Below are 18,249 nucleotides of genomic sequence, written 5' to 3' on the forward strand. Positions count from 1 at the left end.
CGCCGATGTCAGCCGGCGGCGTCCGCGGAGTGGTCGCCGGCGATGTTGACGAGCCAGCCGATGCCGAAACGGTCGGTCAGCTGGCCGAACTCGTCGCCCCACATCTGCTTCTCGAGGGGCACCGAGACCGTGCCGCCGTCGGCGAGACCGTCCCAGTAGCGGCGCAGCTCGTCGCTGTCGTCGCCGCTGAGGCTCACGGTGATGCTCGAGCCCTCCTGGTGCGTCATCCCGGGCGGGGTGTCGGAGGCCATGATCGTGTAGCCGCTCGGGGTCTCGAGCTGCGCGTGCATGACGCCGTCGGAGCCCGGGCCGGACTGGCCGTACTCACCGAAGGTCGAGACGTTGAGCTCCCCGCCGAAGACCGACTGGTAGAACTCCATCGCCGCACGGGCGTCGTCCTTGAAGCTGATGTAGGGGTTGAGCCGGGTTGTCATCGCGGTGCTCCTCTCGGATGAAACGGATCCTTCACGGTAGGACGCTCCACCGACAGGCACAGCCCTTTCAGTACGAGCGTCTGGAGCGGGCGGCTCCGCGGTTGGACCCCAGCGGCGCCTGCGGCCGCCCGTCGTCGGTGGGTCCGAGCCCGCCCTGGCAGCCCGGGCAGTAGAACATCGTGCGCTCACGCGTCGGCTCGCCGATCATCGCCACCCGCACCGTGGTGCCGCAGCGTCGGCACGGCCGGCCACTGCGGGCGTGGACGTAGTGCGCCTCGTCGAGGCGGTAGCTGCCGGTGCTCGACTGGACCGCATTGCGCCGTCCGTTGTCGATGAGGCGGTGGGCCCGGGCGACGACCCGCTCGACCCGCTCGCGCCCCAGCTCGTCCGCCGGCGTCCACGGCGGCACCCGCTCGAGAAAGAGGGTCTCGGCGCACCACATCGTGCCGACGCCGGCGAGGTTGCGCTGGTCGAGCAGGGCCTGCCCGATCGGGACGTGGCTGCCCGCGACGTTGTCGACGGCGCGGTCGAGGTCCCAGTCGGGGCCGAGCACGTCGGGCCCGAGGTGTCCCACGACGTCGCTCTCGCGGGCGGTGGGCACGAGGTCGAGCATGCCGAGCCGCAGCCCGAGCGCCGTCCAGTCGGCAGCACCCACGAGCGCCCGCAGCTGCGGGTTGCGACGCCAGCGCGGCGCCAGGCCCTCCGTCGCCTCAACACGCCACTGGCCCTCCATGCGCAGGTGCGAGTGCAGCGTCAGGCCGCCCTCGACCCGGTGCAGCACGTGCTTGCCCCGGCTCACGACCTCGAGCGTCGTGCGCCCCGTGAGGTCGACGGTGGAGATGTCGGGCCAGCGCAGGTCGGACTCGACGATCTCGCGTCCGGCGAGCGCCTCGTTGAGCCGGGTGGCGGTGCGCCACACGGTGTCTCCCTCGGGCACGCCACCTCCTGATCACCGGTCGTTCACCTGCGCGGGTGCGCGTCCGTCCAGCCTATTCACATGCCCCGGCTACCTTCGCCGGGTGCGTGACCTGACTGTCGTGGTGTCCGTTCCCGGCTCCAGCGACCGCGTGGCCGCGTGCCTCGGGTCGCTGGCTGCCCAGACCCTCCCGGCCGATCGCTTCGAGGTCGTCGTCGTGGTCCACGGGCCGGGTGATGCCGCCCGGGACGCCGTCGAGCGGGCCTGCCGCGGCCCCCTGGCCGGCCACGAGGTCGAGCTCGTGGACGCCGTCGCCGCGTCGTCCGCCGCCGCCCGCAACGTCGGCGTCTCACTCGCCCGGGCCGCGTGGACGACGTTAGTCGACGCGGCGCAGACCCTTGCTCCCCAGCACCTCGAGGCGTTGTATGCCGTCCGCCACCCCGAGCGCGTCGCCGTGGCCACCGCGCCCGCCGCCGACACCCGCGCCGTGGCCGTCCCAGCGCCTGTCCACCCGCCCGTCCCCACGCCCGCGACCGCGCACGTGCGCCCCCACCTGGCCGCCGCGGCCCTGCGGGGTCGGGGCAGCCGGCTCTACCCGACCCGGTGGCTCGTGGACACCCCGTTCGTCGAGGGGGTCTGCGGCGCAGAGGACACCGTCCTGCACGGCCATCTCTTCAGCCGCTTCGACCTCCAGTTCGCCGGGCTGGACCTGACGCCCGGCCCGCTCGCGACCGGCCACGACCTCCCGCAGCCCGGACACCCTGACGCCGACGGCGACCACGCCGTCCAATCCCGCCTCGCCGTCCTCACCGCCCTCACCGTCGGGACGCAGGCCGACCCGCCGACCGCAGCGCCGTGACGAACGCCCTCGTCGCCGCGGAGGTCGAGGACCTGCGGCGCCTCGCCGACCACCACCCGCGCGGACGCGACCACGTCGAGTCCGTGCTGCGCGCGGCCCACGTGGCGGGCGTCACCTCCCTGACCACGACGGGGCTCAGCGGGGCCGCGGAGGGGTTCGCGCTCTTCCACGGCCCGCCGTCGGGGCCCCGGGCCCTCGTCGTCGTGGCGGGCAGTGCCGGGTCGGTGAACGAGCACGCACGCATGCTCGCCTTCCTCGCCCGCAACGGACACGGCATACGCGTCCTGCACTATCGCGGACGGCTCCAGCACCAGCTGCGCAAGCTCACGGAGACGCACCGCGTCGAGCTGCTGCCGACGTCGATCGGGTGGATCGAGTCGCGCGTCGCCGCCGGCGCCCCCCGGCACCGCCGGGTCGCGCTGCGCGTGTCGCAGGAGGGCCTGCGCGTCGGACGCCGTGCACTCCCGGAGCTGCTCCCGGCCCGACTCGGCGCCCCGGCCTTCGCCCGCGTCGACACCAAGGCGCACGCGCTACTGGCCGAGCCGGGCACGCGGGTCGTCCTCGACCGCGCCGGCACCACCCTGCTGCGCACGTGGGGCGACGACTCCCCCACCGTCGGCGCTCACGAGGTCGCCGCGCTCGTCATGCGCACCGCGGCGAGCCAGCTGCGCGGGTCGCTCACCGACGCCCACGCGGTGCGCCGCGCGTCCCGGGTGCTTCGCGCCGAGGCCGCCCGCACCCGCGCCGAGGTCGACCCGGACCTCTGAACGATGGTCCCCTACCGGCTCCTGCGGTCCCAGCGGCTGGAGGCCGCGACCCAGCTCGTCCGCCACCGCCGTCCCGGACCTCGAGGCCGCCGTCGCCGGCGCCGACATCGTCGTGCTGCTGCAGCGCCACCGGGGCTACGACGTCGACGCGCTCGCCGCCCGCTCCCGACGCTTCCTCGACACGCGCGGCGCCGTGACGCCGAGCGCCAACGCCGAGCGCCTCTGACCCGATCGCGCGCCGGCGCAATGGCCCCGCGCACCACCGTCGCGTCGAGGCGCTGGCGGGAGCACCCACGCCCCGGGCGGCCGACCGGTGCAATCGTGACGAAACGGGCACGGACGGCGTTGCCCAGGACCGGAGGCGACGATGACGTCCACCCGCACACTCACCCTGGCCGTGCCCGCGAGGGCGGCCCGCGCGGTCGGCATGGTGCTGGCCCTGGCGCTCGCCGCGGCGACCGCGTTCCTCGTGACCGCGCCGCCACCCGCGCAGGCCGCGACCCTCCAGCAGGTCACGAGCTTCGGCAGCAACCCCGGCGCGCTGGCGATGTACGGCTACCGTCCCGACGGGCTGCCTTCTGGCGCACCGGTCGTCGTCCTGCTGCACGGCTGCACGCAGGACGCGACGACGTACTTCACGAACTCGGGCTGGCGCACGTTCGCCGACCGGCACGGCTTCGCGCTCGTCCTCGCCCAGCAGAGCAGCGGCAACAACTCGAGCAAGTGCTTCAACTGGTTCGAGCCCGGCGACACCGCCCGCGGCCAGGGCGAGGCCGCGAGCATCGCCCAGATGGTCGACTACGCGACGACGAACTACGGCAGCGACGCCCGCCGCGTCTACGTCAGCGGCCTGTCCGCCGGCGCGGCCATGACGGGCGTCATGCTCGCCACCTACCCCGACACGTTCGCCGGTGGCTCGATCAACGCGGGCCTGCCCTACCGCTGTGCCACGTCGAGCACCGCCGCCTTCTCGTGCATGAACCCTGGCGTCGACAAGACCCCCTCGGCGTGGGGTGACCTCGTGCGGGGGGCGTATGCCGGCTACTCGGGTCCCCGACCGAAGGTGGCCATCTGGCAGGGCCAGTCCGACACGACGGTCGCGCCGATGAACGGCGTCGAGCTGCGCGATCAGTTCACGAACGTCGACGGCGTGTCGCAGACCCCGACCTCGACGGGCACCATCGCATCCGGCGTCACCTGGGAGGACTACGGCGGCCAGGTGCGGCTGACGAAGATCGCCGGGATGGGGCACGGCACCGCCGTCGACCCGGGCACGGCCTCGAACCAGTGCGGCACGGCCGGCGCCTACTTCATCGACACCGTGTGCGCGGCCTACTACGACGTCCAGTTCTTCGGCCTGGACGGGGGCGACACGCCGCCTCCCACCACGACGACGTCGACGCCCCCGCCCACCACGTCGACGACCTCGACCACCTCCTCGCCGACGACGACCACCACGACGACGGCACCGACCTGCATCACGTCGAGCAACTACGCCCACGTCGTGGCCGGCCGCGCCTACCAGTCGGGCGGCTACGCGTACGCCCTCGGCTCCAACCAGAACCTCGGGCTCTACAACACCTTCTACACCGCGACGCTCAAGCAGTCCTCGCCCGGCTACTGGGAGAAGTGCTGACCCACCGACCGATCCGTCCGGGGCGTGCGCGCGGCTAGCATCGCGGGATGCGCACCGCCCACGCCCTGGCGCCATGATCGGCGGCTACGCCTCGGCCGGTGCGTGGGGCGCCCGCAACGGCCCGGTCATCATCCGCCGGATGCTCGACCGGGAGCGGGCGGGCACCTACCTCGTCCTCCTGCTCGTCGAGCTCGTCCTGCTCGCGGCGTTCACCGGGGTCCTCGTCGTCGTGCTCCTGGTGTCCGAGGGCGAGCCACTCTGGCTGCGCGCGCTCGTCGTCGGCGCGTTCGGGATGACCGTGGCCGGGGCGGTCGCGTGGGTGCTCGAGGCGGTGTCGCGGTGGTGGTGGAGCACGCGTCGCCCCGGGCGACTCGTCGTCGCCGATGCGCCGTCCGGGGTCGCGGCCACCGCGGTGCTGCGATCCCGCGCGTCGCTCGTGACGCCGTTCGCGCTCGCCCTCGTCGCCCCGGCCTGGTGCGTCCTCATGGTCGTGGTCACGGCGTCGGTGCCGTGGGTCGCCAGCCTCTTCGGACTGCTCGCGCTCGTGTCGTGCTCGAGGCTTGCGCCCTTCGTGCTCAGTCGGGTCGCGGCCGGAGGCGTCTACCTCACCCCGGCGGCCGTCGAGCTGCGGTGGGGCGTCCGGACTGCGCGCGTGCCGTGGCAGGCCCTGCGAGGCCGGCCCGACGACCTCGCGCACGGCCTGGCCGGCGCTTCCGAGGAGCGCAGCTTCCCCGTGGACGTGCCGCTCGACGTGACCGACCAGCCGCTCCCGGGGCGGGTGCCGGTGCCCGTCGCCTACCTCTGGCTGCGCCCGGACGCGCTCGCGGACCTCATCGGGTGGTATGCCGTGCAGCCGGCCCTGCGGGAGCACCTCGGCACGCGCGCGTCCCTCGAGTGGGGACCGTCGACGCCCAGCGCCGTGACGATGACCGACGGCGACGCGTTCGGGTCAGCCTGACGGCTGCCCGGCTTGTGCGGGGCCGATCCGGTAGGGCCGCATCATCTCGTTGTCCTCGTGCTCGACGATGTGGCAGTGCCACGTGTACTGGCCGGCCCTCGTGAAGCGGGCACGCACCCTGGTGACTTCGCCGGGATAGGCGATCACGGTGTCCTTGTAGCCGGTCTCCCACCCCTCCGGAGGCCGCGGCTCCCCGGCGAGACGCGCCGGGGCCTCCGCCTCGCCGTCCTCGTTGGTGACCAGGGCCTGACGGTCGGCGACTTGGAACGTCGTCTCATGGATGTGGATCGGGTGGGCGTCAGCAGTGAAGTTGTAGACCTCCCACACCTCCGTGTCGCCGACCGAGGGGTTCTCGGTGACCTCGTCCATCCACATCCGGTGCACGGGGTGGCCGTCCGCATCGAGCTCGCCGAGCATCGCCTCGGCCGGGCCGTCCCAGGCCGACGACATCATCTCGATGAGCGCCAGCCGTCTGGTCCGCGTCCGAGCGGGCAGACTCGGCGGCGGCGGGAGGACGAGGAACTGCGGCGGCGTCGAGGGGTCCGGGGAGACCGGAGCGACGACGCGGAACTGCAGCACCTGCCCCGTGGTGCGCGGGTCGGCGCCCTCGAAGTCCGAACCGGGCTCGCCACCACCGAAGGGCTCGTCGGGTCCCTCGTTGCCGAGGACGTAGCTGCCCTCGGGGACGTTCGTGAAGTCGACGACCAGGTCTGCGCGCTCGGCAGGAGCCATGAGGAGCCGGCTGCCGTTGGTCGCCGTGAGGTCCACCGGCGCGGCCAGGAAGCCGCCCTCGTTGCCGATCGCCCAGACCTGCGCTCCCGGGATCCGGCTGAAGTCGAGGACGAGGAAGCGGGCTTGGCAGCCGTTGAGCAGGCGCAGCCGGTACCGACGCTGCTGGACCACCTGGAAGGGCCACGTGTTGCCGTTCACCATGATCGCGTTGCCGAAGAACTCGGGGTTCCAGATCGGCGAGAGGTCCGTGGCCGGTACGAAGCCCGGGTTCTGCGCCGTGGCGCCGTCGAAGAACTCACGGCTGTTGGGGTAGAAGAGCGAGCCGTCCTCGTTGAAGGCACGGTCCTGGATCACGATCGGGAGCTCGAAGTAGGTCTTGCGGGACGGGAACGTGTCCCCCTCCTTCGGTGCCGGTCCGGGCAGCACGGCCATCTCTCCCGAACGGCTGTCACGAATCGCCCGGTCCCCCTGGGGACCTCCTCTGACGAGGAAGAAGCCAGCAGGCCCCGCATACACGTTGAGACGGGTCATCCCGAGGGTGTGGTCGTGGTACCAGAGCGTCGACGCCCGCTGGTCGTTCGGATACTCGAAGGTGACGAAACCAGGACCCCACTCGAGGCCGAGGGCGCTGGAGGCCTTCCCCCTGAAGAACGAGTGCCACGTGCCCTCGGTCGCGTAGCCCGGCGGAACGTTCCTCGCCGCCGGGAGGAACCACGCCTCGGCGTAGCCGTCGCTCTCGTCACCGACGCCGACGGCGCCGTGCACGTGTGTCACCAGAGGCACGGGCCCGGTGTAGGCGTCCGGAGTGGCTGCGAAGGTGGGCCGGCTGTCCCGCCCGTCATCACCGCCCGGGGGGTTGGCCCAGTGCAGCGTCGGGTCGACGGGCAGCAGGTGAGGCAGGTAGTTCCCGGAGCGGTCCACCAGGTCGTTGACCCACTTCACCCGCACCGGGCGCTTCCATCTCGCCTCGATCGTGAGCGAGGGCGCGTGGTGCACCCGCAGCCCACGCCTGCTCGCTGACTGTACGGCGCCGTAGCCCCACACCGTCGTGGCAGGCAGCCCCACGGGCAGGATCTGTTGAGACAGCTGCCGGACCGAGATCTCGTAGTAGTCGACCGGCTTGCCGCCCTTGCGCCTGATGGTGCCGGCGCGCGGCATCACCGGCGGCACGAGCATCGGCGTCACGAACTTCGGCACCGCCAGAGGATCGAGGGTGCCACCCGGGATGGCGGCCACCGCCCGCGTCGCGCCACCCGGCGCGTAGGCGTAGAGCACGAAACCTGCGCCGGCCACACCCGCTGCCCTGATGAAGGTCCGCCGGCTCAGCGGCCGGCCCTCAACGCCACCACGATCCCTGCTCATGGCCACCACCCAGCCTCGTCACCACTGGCTGTCGGCGCACCCCCGCTCACGCCTTCTGCCTCTTGCTCCTCCTGCCAGAGTGACACCGCGAGCGAGTTCCTGAGCGAAGAATGGGCGACTGCTGCGAGCTCAGCCGATGCTTGCGTTGCCCCTAATTCGCCACATTGTCAACATGATTCGTGCTTTTTGGGGCGGCCGCGGGCGGCGGGTCAGCGGCGCAGTCGCAGCCCGCGTGGGGTCATGTGGAAGCCCGCCTGAGACAGCGCCTGCACGAGCGGGTGGTCCGAGCCGAGCACCGAGGCGCCGTCCGCCTTCTCGACGGTGAGCCGGCCGAGGGCGCCCTCGCGGACGGCGAGAGCCAGGGCATCGGCCGCGGCCTGCAGGCGCTCGGGGTCGTCGGACCAGCAGAGCATCGTCTTGCCACCCCGCTCGACGTAGAGCACGAGCTCTCCGTCGACGAGGACGACGAGCGCTCCGGCCTTGCGGCCCGGCTGGTGGCCCTTGCGGCGCGCGGCCCTGGGGGCTGCATCGTCGTCGCCGTCCTTGGCCGCAGCCGGCTCGTCGGCGGCCGCGTCGGTGAGTCCCCGCTCGGGCCAGCCGATGGAGGCGCCATAGGGGTTGGCGGGGTCGCTGGCGGCGAGCACCAGCGCGGGAGGTCCTGTGCGTTCGCGGCCTCGCTGGCCGCCTCGCCCGGGACCGCCTTGCCCCGGACCGCCGGAGGGCGAGGGCGCCAGCCACTCGTCGCCGTCGGCGGCATCGACGCGCCGCCCGCCGGCTCCGGCGTCGTCGCCACCCGGGAGGCGTGACATCGACCGCAGCCGGTCGACGGCGCCGGTCGAGGCGAACTGCGAGGCGCCCAGCCCCTCGACGAAGTAACCGCGGCGCACCTTGCCGGCCTCCTCGGCGGCGGCGAGCACGCGGTAGACGGCGGCGAAGCCACCGGGCACGTCCTCGGTGACGACCGACCCGCGGGTCAGCACGCCGTAGCGATCGAGGAGCAGCTCGGCATTGGTGACGGCGCGCACCGTCGGGTCGGTCTCGGCGGGCGGGAGCGCGGTCCATCGTCCGACCCCGGTCGAGGGTCCGGACCCGACGGCCCGTCCGGCGGCGAGCGCCTTGCCGGTGGCGGCCTCCTCGGCCGCCTCGACCTGGGTGGGGCTCGTGCCGGCGAGGGGGCCACGCAGGGAGCCGAAGCGGCCGAGCGAACCGCGCCGGCCGGCATACCTCGTCGAGCGAGGACCGCTCGTCGTGCGCTTGTGCGCGGTGCGGCCGCCGGCGAGCAGCGCCCGCAGCGGCGCGATGGTGTCGTTGGTGATGCGGCCCGACCACAGCAGCGACCACAGGGCGTCGTTGAGCTCGCTGTCGCCGAGGCCCACCCGGGTCGAGAGGGCGCGGAAGAAGTAGGCGCCCCCACCCTCGAGCGCGTCGAGCACGGCCTGCTCGTCGTCGGTCAGCTCCACGACCTCGGGCGGGGTGAGCGTCAGGTGCGCGGCGTCGGCGAGGTGCAGGCTGACCCAGCCGTCGTCACCGGGCAGCGAGCCGTGGCCGCGCCAGACCACCTCGCCCGAGCTCATCACCTCGTCGAGCAGCGCGGGGCGGTAGTCGGCGACGCGCGCGGGCAGGACGAGCGACTCGAGCGCGCTCGCCGGAACCTCGGCTCCGGTCAGCTGCTCGACCGCGCGGAGCAGGCCCTCGCGTCCGCGCAGGCCGCCACCGACGCCCTGCCACTGCGGCAGGAAGCGCGCGAGGTCGGCCTGGTCGACGGGCTCGACCTCGTGGCGCAGCGCGGCGAGCGAGCGGCGTCGCAGCAGGCGCAGCACCTCCGCGTCGCAGAACTCGGGACCGTGGCCGCCGCCGTTCTCGGTGGGCAGCAGCTCGCCCTCGACGACCCGCCCGGACGACACGAGCCGGCGCAGGGCGTCGTGGACGACGGCGGGACCGAGGCCCCACCACGCGGCGACGGTCTGCACCGCGAACGGCCCGTGCGTGCGGGCGAAGCGCGCGACGAGGTCGGCGAGCGGGTCGGGCACCGGCTCGAGGAAGGCCTGCGGCACCCCGACGGGCAGCGACGTGCCGAGCGCGTCGCGCAGGCGGGCGGCGTCCTCGATGGCGGCCCAGCGGTCCTCGCCCCCGACGCGCACGGCGATGACCCGGCGTGCGGCCTCGAGCTCCTTCAAAGCGGTCTCGACGGCCGCCGGCTCGAAGCCCTCGGCCGCGCGGGCCACGACGTCACGCACCGAGAGCGGGCCGAGCACGCGCAGCAGGTCGGCGACGTCCTCGGCGTCACGCGCCCCGCGCTCGGGCGTCAGCCGCTGCAGCTCGGCCTCGGTGCGGGCCACGGCCTCGGGGTCGAGCAGGTCGCGCAGCGCGAGCGCCTCACCCTGGCCGAGCAGCTCGGACAGCAGCGACGGGTCGAGCGCGAGGGCGGCGGCCCGACGCTCGGCGAGCGGCGAGTCGCCCTCGTAGAGGTACTGCGCGACGTAGCCGAAGACGAGGGACTTGGCGAAGGGGCTCGGCTGGCTCGACTCGACGTCGACGACCTTGACGGCACGTGAGCGGATGTCGCCCATGAGCTCGACGAGGCCCGGCACGTCGAAGACGTCCTGGACGCACTCGCGCACGGCCTCGAGGACGATCGGGAACGACGGGTACTGGCTGGCGACCTCGAGCAGCTGCGCGGCGCGCTGGCGCTGCTGCCAGAGCGGCTGGCGCTTGTCGGGCCGGCGGCGCGGCAGCAGCAGGGCCCGGGCCGCGCACTCCCTGAACCGCGCTGCGAACAGGGCGGATCCGCCGATCTCCTGGGTGACGAGCTCGCTGACCTCCTCGGGCTCGAGGGTGACGAGCTCGACGAGCTGCTGGCCGATGGCCGCACCGTCCTCGAACTCGAGGTCGGGCAGGCGGAAGACGATGCCGTCGTCGCCGTGCATGGCCTGGACGTCGATGCCGAACCGCTCGCGCATGCGGGCCGCGACGCAGAGCGCCCACGGCGCGTGCACCTGGCCACCGAAGGGCGAGAGGACGGCCACGCGCCAGTCACCGATCTCGTCGCGGAAGCGCTCGACGACGATGGTGCGGTCGTCGGGGACGTGCCGGGTCGCCTCCTTCTGCTCGGTGAGGTAGCTGATGAGGTTGTCGGCGGCCCACTCGTCGAGGCCGGCCGCGGTGACCCGGGCCCGGGCCCGTTCGGGGGTCAGGCCGACGATCTCGCGGACGAACCCGCCGAGGGCACGACCGAGCTCGGCGGGGCGCCCCTGCTGGTCGCCCTTCCAGAACGGCAGCTTGCCCGCCTGCCCCGGCGCCGGGGTGACGAGCACGCGGTCGTGGGTGATGTCCTCGATGCGCCACGTCGACGTGCCGAGGGTGAAGACGTCGCCGACGCGTGACTCGTACACCATCTCCTCGTCGAGCTCACCGACCCGGCGACCGGGCCCCTCACCGGAGGCGAGGAACACGGCATACAGCCCCCGGTCGGGGATGGTGCCGCCGCTCGTCACGGCGAGGCGCTGGGCGCCACGGCGGCCGGAGAGCGTGTCGGTGACGCGGTCCCAGACGATGCGGGGGCGCAGCTCGGCGAACTCGTCGGACGGGTAGCGGCCCGCGAGCATGTCGAGGGTGGCCTCGAGGACCGAGCGCGGCAGCGAGGCGAAGCTCGCCGACCGGTGCACGAGAGCCTCGACGTCGGCGACGGACCAGTCGTCCATCGCGCACATGGCGACGACCTGCTGGGCCAGCACGTCGACGGGGTTGGCGGGGATGCGGAGGGACTCGATGGCCCCGGCGCGCATGCGCTCGACGACGACGGCGGTCTGCACGAGGTCGCCGCGGAACTTGGGGAAGAGCACGCCCTGGCTGACGGCCCCGACCTGGTGGCCGGCGCGGCCGACGCGCTGGAGACCGCTCGCGACCGACGGCGGGCTCTCGACCTGGATGACGAGGTCGACGGCGCCCATGTCGATGCCGAGCTCGAGGCTGCTCGTCGCGACGACGGCGGGCAGTCGCCCGGCCTTGAGGTCCTCCTCGATGGTGGCGCGGTGCTCCTTGCTGACCGAGCCGTGGTGGGCACGGGCGAGCACGGCCGGCGCGCCGCGCGAGGACCCGGCCTGCGCCATGACCTGCGCGGGTGGCTGGGTCGAGAGGGCAGCGAGACTGGGGACGGGCAGCCCCTCCTCCTCGGCGAGCCGCTCCTCCCAGATCTCGTTGAGCCGCGAGGTCAGCCGCTCGGCGAGACGGCGCGAGTTGGCGAAGACGAGGGTCGAGCGGTGGTCGGCGATGAGGTCGACGATGCGCTCCTCGACGTGCGGCCAGATGCTCGCCTGCGGCGCCTGCCCCGCTGCGGGGCCCGACAGGTCGGGCACCCCCGGCGAGATCTCGGCCGGCGCGCTGCCGAGCTCGCCCATGTCGGGGACGGGCACGACGACGTCGAGGTCCCACTGCTTGGTCGACTCGGGCTGCACGATCTCGACCGGACGGCCGCCGGCGAGGTAGCGCGCGACCTCCTCGACCGGGCGCACGGTCGCCGACAGTCCGACGCGCTGGGCGGGCTTGGGCAGCAGGGCGTCGAGCCGCTCGAGGCTGAGCGCGAGGTGTGCGCCGCGCTTGGTGCCGGCGACGGCGTGGACCTCGTCGAGGATGACGGTCTCGACGCCCTTGAGCGCCTCGCGCACCGACGAGGTGAGCATGAGGAAGAGCGACTCGGGCGTCGTGATGAGGATGTCGGTGGGCGTGCGGGCGAAGGCGCGGCGCTCGTTGGCCGGGGTGTCGCCCGAGCGGACGCTGACGCTGATGTCGGGGGGCGGCAGCTCGAGCCGGGTGGCGGCGTGGCCGATGCCGACGAGCGGGGCGCGCAGGTTGCGCTCGACGTCGACCGCGAGCGCCTTCATCGGCGAGATGTAGAGCACGCGGCACCGCTCGAGCCGCTCCTCGGGCACCGGCTCGCTCGCCATCCGGTCGATGGCCCAGAGGAAGGCCGAGAGCGTCTTGCCCGAGCCGGTGGGCGCGACGACGACGGTGTGGTGGCCGGAGCTGATCGCGTCCCAGGCGCCTGCCTGGGCGGTGGTGGGCGCGCTGAAGCTGCTCCGGAACCACTCGGCGGTCGCCGGAGAGAATCGGTCGAGCACGTCGGCCCGCTTGCCCTTCGCCATCGAGGTCAGCCTGCCATCCCGCACCGACATCCCCCAGTGAGGCCACAGCGACGTCCCCGGCGAGGTCACTAGCGACGTCCCCAGCAGCGTCCGCCGGCGTCGTCCCGGGCAGGCCCTCCCCGCCCTGCCCGGGACGGCGTCAGTCGCGGTCGTGGAAGACGAGCACGGGGCAGTGCGCGTGCTCCGAGCACGCCGAGCTCACCGACCCGAGCAGCAGCCCGGCGAAACCGCCGTGCCCGCGACTGCCCACCACGAGGAGCGAGGCGCCCCGGCTGGCCTCGATGAGCACGGTCCGGGCGGAGCCGTGCACCACCTCCGGCTGGAGCCCCTCCGGCCGGTCGTCGCCGAACACCTCGTCCAGCGTCTCCCTCAGCACGGTGTCGGCGTCCACGTCAGGACGCCAGCTGACGTCCACCGGCGCGTTGAAGGACTGCGGGTAGTCCCACGCCGTGACCGCCTCGATGTGGCTCCCGTCGGCCGCGGCGAGCCGCGCGGCCCAGCGCAACGCCTGCTTCGACGACCCGGAGCCGTCGACCCCCACGACGATGCGTCCCGGTGCCGCGCGCTCCTCGCCCGCGACCCCACCCATGGCCTTCCACCTCTCCCTCTGTCACCCCAGCCTGTCGTGGGGCGGGCGTCACGGGCAGGGCCTTTGGTCCCGCATGTCCGCGACACGGCATACGAGGGCGTATGCCGTGTGGCTCAGCGGGCGACCTCGCGGTGCGAGCCGTCGAGACGTCGCGTCCATCCGCGGCGGTCGAGGTGCTCGAGCAGCGGGATGACGATGCGGCGCGTGCTGTCGAGCGCCTGGCGGGCGTCGCTCGTCGTGAACGGCTGCGGGAGCGCCGCGAGCTCGCGCATCGCGAGTGCCGGGGCGTTGGGGAGCAGCACCACGTCGCCGGGCAGGCGCAGGATGCGGCCAGTGCCCTCGGCGGCGGCCAGCTCGCGCGGCCCGAGCCCGGCAGCGTCGAGCTCGTGCTGCTCCGGGGCCGTGAAGGGGCGCTGCCGCAGGCGTTCCTCGATCCGGCCGAGAGCGGCGTCGGCGGGGGCCGAGAGGGCTGCGGTGCGCCCGGGCAGCCCGACGCGGCCGTCGCGCACCTCGAGACCCGCGGCCACGGCGAGGTCGGCGACGAGGGTACGGTCGGGTGCTCCCGCAGCCGCGCGCGCGGCCTCGAGGGCGAGCACGGGGTCGATCGGCGTGGTGTCGGCCCGGCGCTGGACCGCGGCGCGCAGCCGCTCGGCTGCGTCCTGCCAGGCGGCGTCGTCGACGAGCCAGGCACCCCGGCGCGCGACGGTCTCGGCCGGCCGCTCGCCGGCCGGCACGGTGATGCCGAGCGAGCCGGCATCGGCCTGCCTCATCCAGCCGCGGCGGGCGACCTCACGGGCGAGGTCCGGCGCGCCGTCCAGGCCCCGGACGACCTCTGCCCGTCGCGCTGCGGCGCCCCGCCGGTCGAGCCTCGGGGGGTCGGCGTCGACGACGACCGCGCCGACGACGTGTCGCGAGCCCGGGTCGCGCAGGACGACCCGGTCGCCGCCGACGAGGGGCAGCCCCGACGGCAGGAGCAGCCTCACCGCGCCCGGTCCGAGGGGGCGCACCCGCGCCTCGAGGGCGAGCGTGCCGACGTGGACCATGAGGCGGTTCGGGAGCCGCTCGGCGGCGACGCCACCGGGCTCCGACGCCTCCGCCCCGACGAGCCGCACGTCGAGCGACGTCGTGACGTGCCAGACCCGTGGCGTCAGCAGCACGTCGCCGCGCGCGACGTCGTCGACCCCGATGCCGCGCAGGTTGACCGCGACGCGGGCCACGGCGGGCACCTCGTCGTGGGTCCGGCCGAGGCTCTGCAGCCCGCGCACCGTGACGGTGTGGGAGGCGCCGTTCGCGCGGTGCACGAGGAGCTCGTCGCCGACCCGGACGGTCCCGGCCCCGAGGGTGCCGGTGGCGACGGTGCCGCTGCCGCGGACCGAGAACGACCGGTCGACCCAGAGGCGCGTGCGGCCGTCCCGGTCGGGGGCGGGGAGCGCACCGACGAGGTCGTCGAGGGCGCCGCGGAGGGCGTCGAGCCCCTCGCCGGTGCGCGCCGAAACCGCGAGCGCCGCACTGCCGGCGAGGCTGGTGCGGCCGACGTGGTCGAGCGCCTCCGCCATCGCGGGACCGGGGTCGGCGAGGTCGCTGCGCGTCACGACGACGAGCCCGCGCGAGATGCCGAGCGCGTGCACGGCCGCGAGGTGCTCAGACGACTGGGGGCGCCAGCCCTCGTCGGCAGCGACGACGAGCATGACGGCGGGCGCGGGGCCCAGCCCGGCGAGCATGTTGCCGATGAAGCGCTGGTGCCCGGGCACGTCGACGAAGGCGACGTCAGCGCCGGACGCGAGGGTCGTCCACGCGTAGCCGAGGTCGATCGTCATGCCACGACGGCGCTCCTCGGCCCAGCGGTCGGGCTCGATCCCGGTCAGGGCCCGCACCAGTGTGGACTTGCCGTGGTCGACGTGGCCGGCGGTCGCGATGACGTGCACGGGTCAGTCGCCGCTCGGCCGGTCGACGGTGAGACCGGCGAGAACCGCGAGGATCGCGCGCTCGACGTCGGCGTCCCGCTCCGGCGGCACGCAGCGCAGGTCGACGAGGCAGCGGCCCCGCTCGACGCGGGCCACCACGCCGGGCTCACCCCGCCGGAGGTGCTTGGCGCAGTCCTCCGGAAGCGCGACGGCCCAGCCGGGCAGCGGCAGCCCCGGCGCCCCTCCGCCACCGACGCGTCCCTCGACGGCGACGACCTCGCGCGACACGGCGACGGCCAGCCGCTCGGTGCGGGCCCGCAGCCGGTCGCGGTCGACGTGGAGGTAGTCGGTGACCGGCGGCACCGGTCCGCGCAGGGTCGCCTCGAGGGCGGCCAGGGTCAGCTTGTCGACGCGCAGCGCCCGCGCGAGCGGGTGGCGCCGCAGCCGCTCGACCATGGCGGCCTCGCCGAGGACGATTCCGGCCTGTGGGCCGCCGAGCAGCTTGTCGCCGCTCGCCGTGACGATCGTGGCGCCGTCGGTGAGCGCCGTCGTCGCGTCGGGCTCGTCGGGCAGGAGGTCGTCGCGGTGGAGCAGCCCGCTGCCGATGTCGACGACGAGCGGCGCGCCCAGTGTCCCGAGCTCGCGCACCGACGCGGCGCTCGTGAAGCCCTCGACGCGGAAGTTGCTCGGGTGCACCTTGAGGATGCAGCCGGTCTCGGGTCCGAGCGCGTCGGCGTAGTCGGCGAGCCGGGTGCGGTTGGTCGTGCCGACCTCGCGGAGCCGCGCGCCCGTCGAGGCGATGAGGTCGGGCAGGCGGAAGCCGTCGCCGATCTCGACCATCTCGCCCCGGCTGACGAGGATTTCCCGGCCGGCGGCGAGGGCGGTGGTGGCGAGGACGAGCGCGGCCGCACCGTTGTTGACGACGAGGGCGTCACCGGCCGCGGGGACCGCCGCCCGCAGGGCCTCGAGGGTCCCGCGTCCGCGCCGGGCGCGCGCTCCGGTGGCCGTGTCGTACTCGACGTCGACGTAGGCCGCTGCCGCCACGACCGCGTCGACCGCGGCGTCCGACAACGGTGCCCGGCCGATGTTGGTGTGCACGACGACGCCGGTGGCGTTGAGGAGCGGCCGGAGGGTCGTGCTGCGGGACGGGAGCGCTGCGCGCGCCGCCGCGAGCACGTCGTCCGGCGCGATCTCTCCGGAGCGGGCCAGGGACTGTGCCGAGCGCACCGCCTCCTTGACCGTGGCTGCACCGTGCCGGGCCACGGCGGCGACGAGGTCGGGGTGGCCCATCAGCACGTCGGTGCGTGGGACCGCACGACGCGGGTCCGACTGCGCCACACGCGGCTCCTCTCCTGCAGGACGTTGGCGGAGGTGGACGGGAATCGAACCCGCCAGACCGAGATGCTCGGTCTCACCGGTGTTGAAGACCGGGGGGACCACCAGGTGCCCAGACACCTCCACGGGCCACCGTACCCATCCCGCCCGCATCCCGAGGGGCGGCCCCTCGACGGGGCACACGGCATACGGCGACCTACGGTGTGGGTATGACGGCGAGCGTGGACAAGGTGCACGACGGGACCCGGGTGAGACTGACGCAGTTCGCCCACGGCGGCGGCTGCGCGTGCAAGATCCCCCCGGGCGAGCTCGAGGAGATGGTGAGCGGGCTGACCGGGATCGCCGACGCGAGTCTGCTCGTCGGGCTCGACGACGGCGACGACGCGGCAGCCGTGCGCATCACCGACGGCCTGGCGGTGCTCGCGACGGCCGACTTCTTCACGCCCGTCGTCGACGACGCCTACGACTGGGGACGCATCGCCGCGGCGAACGCCCTCTCCGACATCTATGCCATGGGCGGGCGTCCCGTGCTCGCCGTCAACCTGCTCGGGTGGCCCCGTGACGTGCTCCCCCGCGAGCTCGCGGCCGAGGTGCTGCGCGGCGGTCTCGACGTCGCTCGGCTCGCCGCGTGCCCCGTCGCCGGTGGCCACAGCATCGACGACCCCGAACCGAAGTACGGCATGGCCGTCACCGGCGTCGCGGACCCGGACCGCCTGCTGCGCAACGACGCCGGCCGGGCGGGTCTGCCACTCAGCCTGACCAAGCCGCTGGGCGTCGGGGTGCTCAACAACCGGCACAAGGCGACCGGCGAGGTCTTCCCCGAGGCCGTCGCCTCGATGGCTGCGCTCAACGACGTCGCGTGCCGGGACGCCCTCGAGCGCGGCATCCGGGCCGCCACCGACGTCACCGGCTTCGGGCTGCTCGGCCACCTCTACAAGCTGGCGCGGGCGTCGGGCGTGACCGCCGTCGTCGACTCCGCAGCGGTCCCCTACCTCGACGGGGCGCGGGCCTCGCTCGCAGCCGGTTTCGTGCCCGGCGGCAGCCAGCGCAACCTCGACTGGGTGAGCCCGCACCTCGAGGCCACCGTCGACCACGACGAGCTGCTGCTGCTCGCCGACGCGCAGACGAGCGGCGGCCTGCTCGTCGTCGGCGAGGTGCCCGGCGGCACGGTCATCGGCGAGCTCCTCCCCCGCGGCGAGCACGTCCTGCAGGTGCGATGAGCCGAGTCGACGACGTGCTGGCGCGGGCCCGCTCGGGCCTGCAGCGGCTGTCGCCCGAGCAGGCGTGGCGCGAGGTCGAGTCAGGGGCCCTGCTCGTCGACACCCGCACGCCGCCGCAGCGGGCCCGACAGGGTGAGCTGCCCGGCGCGCTCGTCATCGACCGCACGGTCCTCGAGTGGCGGCTCGACCCCACGAGCCCGGCCCGGATCCCGGAGGCGGACCGCGACGACCTGCGCGTCATCGTGATCTGCCGGCAGGGCTACAGCAGCTCGCTCGCCGCCGCCTCGCTGCACGAGGTCGGACTCGCTCGGGCCACCGACGTCATCGGCGGGGTCGAGGCCTGGGCAGCCGCAGGGCTACCCCTGGCACCCGGGCCTGCCGATGTGCGTGAGTGAC

General features: G+C 74.2%; 13 protein-coding genes and 1 tRNA gene. 6 read left to right on the plus strand and 8 right to left on the minus strand.

What is annotated here, in order from left to right; all coding sequences use genetic code 11:
* Positions 1-8 precede the first annotated feature (8 nt).
* Positions 9-434, minus strand: a complete 426-nt coding sequence (locus U5C87_RS02415) for a VOC family protein (RefSeq protein WP_330475049.1) — start codon at positions 432-434, stop codon at positions 9-11.
* Between the two features lie 67 nt (positions 435-501).
* Positions 502-1,371: an Fpg/Nei family DNA glycosylase gene (locus U5C87_RS02420; RefSeq protein WP_330475050.1), complete on the minus strand. Its 870-nt coding sequence runs from the start codon at positions 1,369-1,371 to the stop codon at positions 502-504.
* Positions 1,372-1,453: 82 nt separating this feature from the next.
* On the opposite strand from U5C87_RS02420, the gene U5C87_RS02425 reads away from it, so the two are divergent.
* The 4 genes from U5C87_RS02425 (at position 1,454) to U5C87_RS02440 (ending at position 5,570) form a co-directional block, all read left to right on the plus strand.
* Positions 1,454-2,209 carry a glycosyltransferase family A protein gene (locus tag U5C87_RS02425; protein WP_330475051.1) on the plus strand — a complete coding sequence of 252 codons (756 nt, stop codon included), beginning with the start codon at positions 1,454-1,456 and terminating at the stop codon, positions 2,207-2,209.
* The gene (locus U5C87_RS02430; RefSeq protein WP_330475052.1) at positions 2,206-2,976 is read left to right on the plus strand and encodes a hypothetical protein; all 771 of its coding nucleotides are present in this window, start codon (positions 2,206-2,208) and stop codon (positions 2,974-2,976) included. The genes U5C87_RS02425 and U5C87_RS02430 overlap by 4 nt, the downstream gene beginning before the upstream one ends.
* Positions 2,977-3,343: 367 nt before the next feature.
* A complete protein-coding gene (locus U5C87_RS02435; RefSeq protein WP_330475053.1) occupies positions 3,344-4,612 on the plus strand; it encodes an extracellular catalytic domain type 1 short-chain-length polyhydroxyalkanoate depolymerase in 1,269 nt (422 codons plus the stop codon).
* Between the two features lie 73 nt (positions 4,613-4,685).
* Complete coding sequence (locus tag U5C87_RS02440) at positions 4,686-5,570, plus strand: hypothetical protein (RefSeq protein WP_330475054.1); 885 nt, start codon at positions 4,686-4,688, stop codon at positions 5,568-5,570.
* Here U5C87_RS02440 and U5C87_RS02445 read toward each other — a convergent pair.
* From U5C87_RS02445 to U5C87_RS02470, 6 genes are all read right to left on the minus strand, one after another.
* Positions 5,562-7,664 (minus strand): multicopper oxidase family protein, encoded by a 2,103-nt coding sequence (locus U5C87_RS02445; protein WP_330475055.1) that lies wholly within the window; start codon positions 7,662-7,664, stop codon positions 5,562-5,564. The two genes, U5C87_RS02440 and U5C87_RS02445, sit on opposite strands and share 9 nt — an antisense overlap.
* Positions 7,665-7,873: 209 nt before the next feature.
* A complete protein-coding gene (locus U5C87_RS02450) occupies positions 7,874-12,805 on the minus strand; it encodes an ATP-dependent helicase (protein ID WP_330475056.1) in 4,932 nt (1,643 codons plus the stop codon).
* Between the two features lie 139 nt (positions 12,806-12,944).
* The gene (locus U5C87_RS02455; protein WP_330475057.1) at positions 12,945-13,394 is read right to left on the minus strand and encodes a universal stress protein; all 450 of its coding nucleotides are present in this window, start codon (positions 13,392-13,394) and stop codon (positions 12,945-12,947) included.
* Between the two features lie 113 nt (positions 13,395-13,507).
* On the minus strand, positions 13,508-15,319 hold the full coding sequence (gene selB, locus U5C87_RS02460) for a selenocysteine-specific translation elongation factor (protein ID WP_330475058.1): 1,812 nt from the start codon (positions 15,317-15,319) through the stop codon (positions 13,508-13,510).
* Positions 15,320-15,322: 3 nt separating this feature from the next.
* Positions 15,323-16,636, minus strand: coding sequence for an L-seryl-tRNA(Sec) selenium transferase (gene selA, locus U5C87_RS02465; protein ID WP_330475059.1), 1,314 nt, complete (start codon positions 16,634-16,636; stop codon positions 15,323-15,325).
* Between the two features lie 25 nt (positions 16,637-16,661).
* Positions 16,662-16,757: transfer RNA gene (locus U5C87_RS02470), tRNA-Sec, on the minus strand.
* 85 nt (positions 16,758-16,842) lie between these two features.
* Between U5C87_RS02470 and selD the strand changes: the two genes are divergently transcribed.
* Both selD and U5C87_RS02480 read left to right on the plus strand, forming a co-directional pair.
* Positions 16,843-17,853 (plus strand): selenide, water dikinase SelD, encoded by a 1,011-nt coding sequence (gene selD / locus U5C87_RS02475; RefSeq protein ID WP_330475060.1) that lies wholly within the window; start codon positions 16,843-16,845, stop codon positions 17,851-17,853.
* Positions 17,850-18,248, plus strand: coding sequence for a rhodanese-like domain-containing protein (locus U5C87_RS02480; protein WP_330475061.1), 399 nt, complete (start codon positions 17,850-17,852; stop codon positions 18,246-18,248). The genes selD and U5C87_RS02480 overlap by 4 nt, the downstream gene beginning before the upstream one ends.
* The last annotated feature ends 1 nt before the right edge of the window (position 18,249 follow it).

The organism is Terrabacter sp. C0L_2, assembly GCF_036352015.1.
In the GTDB taxonomy this organism is placed as follows: Bacteria; Actinomycetota; Actinomycetes; order Actinomycetales; family Dermatophilaceae; genus Terrabacter; species Terrabacter tumescens.